This is a genomic window from Kribbella sp., from assembly GCF_035655035.1.
Taxonomy (GTDB): domain Bacteria; phylum Actinomycetota; class Actinomycetes; order Propionibacteriales; family Kribbellaceae; genus Kribbella.
Genome location: NZ_DASRVN010000690.1, coordinates 1 through 6,616 on the forward strand (window position 1 = coordinate 1; position 6,616 = coordinate 6,616).

Annotated in this window: 6 protein-coding genes and 1 pseudogene; 4 read left to right on the forward strand and 3 right to left on the reverse strand. The window is 71.2% G+C overall.

Annotated elements, in window-relative coordinates; genetic code table 11:
• A pseudogene (locus VFF46_RS35885) lies at window positions 1-232 on the forward strand (1-(5-phosphoribosyl)-5-amino-4-imidazole-carboxylate carboxylase); the annotation flags it as partial.
• Window positions 232-1,614: a nickel pincer cofactor biosynthesis protein LarC gene (larC, locus tag VFF46_RS35890; RefSeq protein ID WP_325041708.1), complete on the forward strand. Its 1,383-nt coding sequence runs from the start codon at window positions 232-234 to the stop codon at window positions 1,612-1,614. The pseudogene VFF46_RS35885 and the gene larC, both read left to right, overlap by 1 nt.
• 48 nt (window positions 1,615-1,662) lie before the next feature.
• On the opposite strand, the gene mptB is transcribed toward larC, so the two are convergent.
• Entirely contained in the window at window positions 1,663-3,210 is a 1,548-nt protein-coding gene (gene mptB, locus VFF46_RS35895) for a polyprenol phosphomannose-dependent alpha 1,6 mannosyltransferase MptB (protein WP_325041709.1), read from the reverse strand.
• The gene (locus VFF46_RS35900) at window positions 3,207-4,025 is read right to left on the reverse strand and encodes a glycosyltransferase (protein ID WP_325041710.1); all 819 of its coding nucleotides are present in this window, start codon (window positions 4,023-4,025) and stop codon (window positions 3,207-3,209) included. Before VFF46_RS35900 ends, mptB begins: the two co-directional genes overlap by 4 nt.
• A gap of 171 nt (window positions 4,026-4,196) precedes the next feature.
• Here VFF46_RS35900 and VFF46_RS35905 point away from each other — a divergent pair, with 171 nt between their 5' ends.
• Complete coding sequence (locus tag VFF46_RS35905; RefSeq protein ID WP_325041711.1) at window positions 4,197-4,787, forward strand: dihydrofolate reductase family protein; 591 nt, start codon at window positions 4,197-4,199, stop codon at window positions 4,785-4,787.
• A gap of 69 nt (window positions 4,788-4,856) precedes the next feature.
• The gene (locus VFF46_RS35910; RefSeq protein ID WP_325041712.1) at window positions 4,857-6,056 is read left to right on the forward strand and encodes an arginine deiminase; all 1,200 of its coding nucleotides are present in this window, start codon (window positions 4,857-4,859) and stop codon (window positions 6,054-6,056) included.
• A 220-nt stretch (window positions 6,057-6,276) separates the two neighbouring features.
• Here VFF46_RS35910 and VFF46_RS35915 read toward each other — a convergent pair.
• The coding region (locus tag VFF46_RS35915; protein WP_325041713.1) for a DUF5926 family protein at window positions 6,277-6,616 on the reverse strand (340 nt) is incomplete at its 5' end.

Below are 6,616 nucleotides of genomic sequence, written 5' to 3' on the forward strand. Positions count from 1 at the left end.
GGAGGGCGCGCTGCCGAGCGTCGTCGGCGGGCTGGTCGGCGTACCGCTGGTGGCGGTGCCGACGTCTGTCGGGTACGGCGCCTCGTTCGGCGGGCTCGCGGCGCTGCTCGGGATGCTGAACTCGTGCGCGCCGGGCGTCACAGTCGTGAACATCGACAACGGGTTCGGGGCCGGGGTGTTCGCGGCGCGGGTCGCCCGGCAGTCCACCCCACGCGAGACGAAGGAGGCCTGATGCGCACAGCCTGGCTCGACTGCTCTGCCGGCGCCTCCGGCGACATGCTCCTGGGCGCCTTGATCTCGGCCGGGGCCGACCTCGGGGCTGTGAATGCGGCGGTCGCCGCCGTGGATCCCTCGCTCTCGGTGACGGTCGCCCAGACCGCTCGCCACCAGATCGCCGCCACCAAGGCAACAGTCGAGGTCAACGGCACGCCCCACCCGGAAAACCTCCCGGATGCCGGTCACGGGCACGGGGAATCCGCAGGTCACGGCCACGGGCACGGTCATGAAGCTGAGAACGGGCACGAGCACGAGGCTGGCCACGGCCACGGCCACGGGCACGGGCACGGGCACGAGCACGAGGCTGGGCACGGGCACGAGGCTGGGCACGGGCACGGGCATGGGCATGGGCATGGGCAGTCCGGGCCGACTCGGGCGTGGGCTGAGGTACGGCGGTTGCTGGAGGAGGCGGCGCTCGACGGGGCTGTGCGGGCTCGGGCGCTGGATACGTTCGGGCGGTTGGCCCGGGCCGAGGGGGCGGCGCACGGGGTCGAGCCGGACAGTGTGCACTTCCACGAGGTCGGTGCGCTGGATGCGATCGCGGACATCGTGGGCGTCGCCGCGGCGGTCGAGTCGCTCGAACTGGACCAGGTCGTGGTGTCGACGATCGTGCTCGGCGGTGGCACGCAGGTGCGCGGGCAGCACGGCGGTGTCCCGATCCCTGGCCCGGCGGTGCTGCACCTCGTGACCGAGGCGGGCGCACCGGTGGCCGGCGGCACGGCGCCGTACGAGATGACCACCCCGACCGGTGCCGCGCTGCTCGCCACGCTGGCGGACGAGTACGGGATGATGCCGCCGATGCGCGTCACCACCACCGGCGTCGGCGCGGGCGGGCGGGACCCGGTCGAGGTGCCGAACATCCTGCGGGTGATCATCGGCGAGTCCACCGACCGCCCGGCGACCGAGCTCGTCTACGAGACCAACGTCGACGACCTCGACCCGCGGATCTGGCCGCAGGTGCTGGCCCGGTTGATGGAGGCGGGCGCCGCCGACGCTTGGCTGACGCCGATCCTGATGAAGAAGGGCCGGCCGGCGCACACCTTGTCGGTGCTGGTCGGCAGTGCGAGCGCCGAGACGGTCCGCGCGGTGATCCTGTCCGAGACGTCCGCGATCGGGCTCCGCGAGTTCGAGATCCGCAAGCACGCCGCGGACCGCGAGTTCACCACGGTCGAGGTCGACGGCCAGCGGATCCACGTCAAGATCGCCCGGTACGGCGGTCAGGTGGTCAACGTGCAGCCGGAGTACGACGACGTGGCCGCCGCCGCGAACGCCCTGAAGAAGCCGGTGAAAACCGTCCTCGCGAAGGCGGTCGCAGCAGGCCACGACCTCTGGAACTAGCTGGTGTGCCGGGTGCCCCGCAGTAGGCGGGGAATCACCAGACACCACCTAGCCGACTTCGGCGGGCTTCGCGGGGAGGGGTTTTTGTTTGCGGCGGGGCCAGTCGTACGGCCACCACTGGGCGCCGTTGCGGCGCGCCCAGACGATCAGGCCGATCAGCACGGCCAGCTCGATCGCGGGGCAGAGGGTGTCGCGGAGCCGTGAGCTGAAGAAGTCCAGCGAGTTCGACAGGCTCGCGGCGACCTGCCGCGCGTGCGGGTCCCGGCCGGGCACGTACGCGATCGCGAGCATCGTCGTCCGGACGACCATCAACCCGTCGACCTTGGACGCCGCGACCGCGGCCAGGGCGGCCCAGGCGATCACGTCGTACCAGGGCAGCGAGTACATCGCGGTCAGCGTCCAGGCGATCGCGTAGATCGCGGTGTACCGGATCGCGGCCGGGGTCGGGTCGTCGGGATGGGTCTGCGGCACCAGCGACTTCGGGAACACCTGCGACAGCAGGATCGCGACCACGACCAGCCCGACCCAGGCCAGGATCGCGATCGCCGTCCGGACCAGACCGTTCGGCAGGAACAGGCCGAAGAGGCTGAGCAGCACCTTGTGCGGCGTCCCGGTGGAGACGAACGACGTCTGCGACCGCGCCTGCTGGAACGCCTGCAGGCCGACGATCGCGTACAGCCCGCCCATCGCGATCGCGCCGCCACCGCAGAAGTACACGCACTTGCGCCGGTCGGCCCGCAGCGCCCAGAGCATCGCGACACCGACCAGGCCGATCGACAGCTTCGTACAGCCCGCGACGCCCAGCATCAGACCGGCCAGGAACACGTGCCGGCGGAACAGCACCAGCGCGATCACCGCGAACATCACTGCGATCGAGTCGTTGTGCGCGCCGGCCAGCACCGCCCAGAGGAGCAGCGGGTTCGCCAGGCTGAGCATGATCACGCGGCGCTTGGCCGGCAGGTCCTTGCCGACCAGCTTGACCAGCAGCAGGCCGGTGACGACCAGGCTGATCGCGACCGACAACTGCAGCATCCACACCGTGAGCTGCGCGGAGTTGCCGCCGATCAGTGACGCCAGCCACTGGATCCAGGTCGCGATCGGCCCGTACACACTGCGCGCGCCCTGCCACGGCCGCTCGGTCGCGGTGATCACCGGGTCGTACCCGAGCCGGATGGTGTCCGCCGGGGAGGCCGTGTACGGATCGCCGCCGAGCGACATGATCCGCCCGTACGCCGCGTAGATCAGGACGTCACCGGAGGCCATGGGTGGCACCAACGTGACGGCCGCCGTCGTACCGATGCCCAGGGCAATCAACCGGTCGACGCGCGGCGCCCACCCGTGCTTGAGCGCCTTGGTGGCAAGGTAGACGCCGTACCCACCGAGCAGGATCGCGACGTAGATCAGCACCGACACGAGCCAGTCGTTCGGCTTCGCGTCGAACCAGTACGACGGGAGCCACGGGTGCCGGCCGGTGAGCGTCAGCACGACCACGGACGGGCCGAGCAGCCCGACCGCGACGATCAGCGCCGTACAGGCGAGGTACAGGGCGACGGCGCGGCGGCCGTACTTCCGCCCGAGCTCGAGGTCGGTACTCATTGCGCGGACTTCCGCGGGAACAGGCTCCGCAGCGACGGTCCACCACCGTCCGCGGGCAGCGCACTGCGGGCGGCGAGCGCGCGCCGGACATGCAGGTACTGCTTCGCGCGATGCAGTTGCCCGCGCAGATCGGTCCCGGTCGCGCGGTGCCGGACCTCGATCGGCACCTCCACGATCCGGAAGCCCTTCCGCCCCAGATCGATGGTCAGCGCGGTCTCGACGCCGAACCCGGCGGCCAGCGGTACGGCGGAGTCGAACGCGGCGCGGGTCAGGCAGCGCTGACCGGACAACGGCTGCTCGGGCGCCCAGCCGGTCGCCTCCCGGATCCCGGCCCGCGCCAGCCGGACGACGAACCCGTGCCCGCCGGCCTTGGACCCGTCGGCGCGCACCTGCGCCGGCAGTGTCCCGATGGTCATGTCCGCACGACCCGTCTGCACCGGCTCGATCAGCGGACCGGCCGCGGCGGCGGTGTCGGTCAGGTCGGCGTCCAGGAACAGCAGGTGCCGCGGGCGGGCTCCGTCGCGCTCGGCGATCGCCGCCGCGCCGGTCTCCATCGCCGCGGCCTTGCCCCGGTTCTTCTCGTGCCGTACGACGACGGCGCCGGCCTGCTCGGCCACCTCGGCCGTCCGGTCCGTGGAGCCGTCGTCGACGACCACGACCAGGTCGACGCCGATGATCTTGTGCACCGCGTCGACGGTCGCCGCGATCCGGCCGGCCTCGTCCTTGGCCGGAATCACGCAGCCGACGGCGCGCTCGAACGGTTCCTTGTCGTCGGGCTTCTCGTCGGGCTCGTCGAGCACAGCATCACCGGGCACAGCACCGCAGCCTAGTTCCTTCCCAGCCGATCGTTCTCCTCAGTATCTGCCACCTGTGGATATCTCGTTCTTTCGAACGATCGGCGATATCGGCCAGCTGGCAGATGTTCCGCCGCGGCCGTGGCAGCAGGATCGATACATCAGCAGAACCCCACCGGAAGAGGTACCGAAATGACGCGCACCGTGGTCGCCAACTTCTCGCTCTCGCTCGACGGCCGGACTAACGGCGCGGGCGGCGACTATGACATGAGCTGGATCGTCCCGCACGCGATCACCGAAGGCGCCCGCGAGCACATGCTCCGGGTCACCGGGCCGGCCACCACCGCCCTGCTCGGCCGGAAGAACTACGAGGGCTTCGGCAGCTTCTGGCCGTCGGTCGCCGACGACGAGAACGCCGCACCGCAGGACCGCGCCTTCTCCCGCTGGCTGAACGAGACCGAGAAGGTGGTCTTCTCCTCGACCCTGACCGAGGCGCCGTGGCAGAACTCCCGGATCGCCGACGGCGAGCCCGCGGATGTGGTCAAGCAGCTCCGCGCCCAGGACGGCGGCGACATCATCGTGCTGGCCAGCTCCAGCGTGATCCGCGCCCTGCTGGCGGCCGACGAGGTCGACCGGCTGAGCATCACGCTCGATCCGGAGCTGGTCGGCGGCGGCGCCCGCCTGTTCGAGGACGGCCTGCCGGCCACGTCCTGGAAGCTGACCGCCTCGACCCCGACCGAGTCGGGGGCGCTCTGCCTGCTCTACGACCGCGTGCGTGACTGATATTGTCGGACAATCAGACACATCAGCGGGAGTACCGTGGTCCGGAGACCGCGACCGAAGGGTGGACGGATGACCGGGACGACGTACGGCGTCGACAGTGAGGTCGGCCAGCTGCGGACGGTGATACTGCACCGGCCCGGCAACGAGCTCCGGCGGCTCACCCCGCGGAACAACGACAAGCTGCTGTTCGACGGCATCCCGTGGGTGGGCCGGGCGCAGGACGAGCACGACGCCTTCGCCCAGGCCCTCCGCGACCGCGACGTCGAGGTGCTGTACCTCGGCGAGCTGCTCGCCGAGTCCCTCGCCCATCCGGAGGCCCGCGCCCAGGCGGTGGCGGGCGCGACGGAGGACCTACGACTCGGCGACACCCTCCGCGACTACCTGCGAGCCTCCCTCGGCGACCTCGATCCGGCGGCGCTGGCCGAGGCGCTGATGGCCGGCGTACGCAACGACGAGGTGCACTCCGGCGGGTTGGTGACGTCGCTCCTGGCGCACGAGGACTTCCTCATCGACCCGCTGCCGAACCTGCTGTTCACGCGCGACTCCAGCGTCTGGATCCGGGATTCGGTCGCCGTCACCTCGCTGGCGATGCCGGCCCGGATGCGCGAGACGCAGCTGACCGAGTTGATCTACACGTTCCACCCGCGGTTCGCGGGCGCCGACAAGGTGTACGACCACCAGCTGGAGCACGTCGAGGGTGGAGACGTGCTCGCGCTCGGCCCCGGCGTACTCGCCGTCGGGGTCGGGGAGCGGACCACACCGGCCGGCGTAGAGCGGCTGGCGCGCCGGGTGTTCGCGAAGGGCCTGGCGCACACCGTGCTCGCCGTACCGATCGCACAGCAGCGGGCGACGATGCACCTCGACACCGTCTGCACGATGGTCGACACCGACGCCGTGCTGATGTACCCGAACATGGCGGAGGAGATGCGCGCGCTCGCGGTCACCACCGACGGCGAGGAGCTCCACATCGCCGCACCCGAGCCGTTCCTGGTCGCGGCCGCGAAGGCGCTCGGCATCGACACGCTGCGCCGGATCGACACCGGCCTGGACCCCGTCACCGCCGAACGCGAGCAGTGGGACGACGGGAACAACACCCTCGCCGTCGCCCCGCGGGTCTGCACCGCGTACGAGCGCACCGTCGAGACCAACGCCCGCCTCGAGGAGTCCGGCATCGAGGTCGTCCGGATCTCCGGCTCCGAACTGGGCTCCGGCCGCGGCGGCCCGCGCTGCATGTCCTGCCCGGTACTGCGGGCCCCGCTGACTCCCTGACGCAGTCCCGTGAGGTTCGCGACACGCGGAGTGAAATCGGGGGTTGTGTTGGAGGGCGGGCCTGAGTACTCTTCATGGCTAGGCCCAGGCCCTGTTGCTCCCCCGTCAGCAGGACTTGGGCCGTCCACGTTCCTGGGCCGATTCGAACGATCATGGCCTAGACCACTGTCAGTGAACAGAACGCCCCCTCAGCCGTAGCTGAGGGGCGTTGTCGCGTGCGTCAGCGGATGGTGAGCTGGCGGCTGGCCAGGCCGGCCTTGGCGGCCCGCTCCTCGGTGGTCAGCGGCGCCTCGGTGGCGAGCGCCTTCTCCAGCGCGGTGGCGAAGTCCGCGGCGGGCTTCTCCACGTCGGCGGCCTCGGTGCCGGCCGGCAGCTCCCAGACCGGGGCCAGTACGCCGAGGGCGCGGAACGAGCCGATCAGCCGGCTGCCGTCGACCAGCGCGGACGAGCCGGCGGCGTGCAGCCGGGCCAGGGCGTCGAGCAGGGTGTCCTCGGTGTGCGGCATGACCCAGCGGAGGTAGATGCGGTCGCCGATCTGGGTCCAGTACGCGGCGTCGACC

What these genes read in the sequence shown, in the direction of transcription:
- larC (WP_325041708.1), top strand. Translation starts at nt 232, where the DNA reads ATGCGCACAGCCTGGCTCGACTGCTCTGCCGGCGCCTCCGGCGACATG.
- mptB (WP_325041709.1), bottom strand. Translation starts at nt 3,210, where the DNA reads ATGAGTACCGACCTCGAGCTCGGGCGGAAGTACGGCCGCCGCGCCGTC.
- VFF46_RS35905 (WP_325041711.1), top strand. Translation starts at nt 4,197, where the DNA reads ATGACGCGCACCGTGGTCGCCAACTTCTCGCTCTCGCTCGACGGCCGG.
- VFF46_RS35910 (WP_325041712.1), top strand. Translation starts at nt 4,857, where the DNA reads ATGACCGGGACGACGTACGGCGTCGACAGTGAGGTCGGCCAGCTGCGG.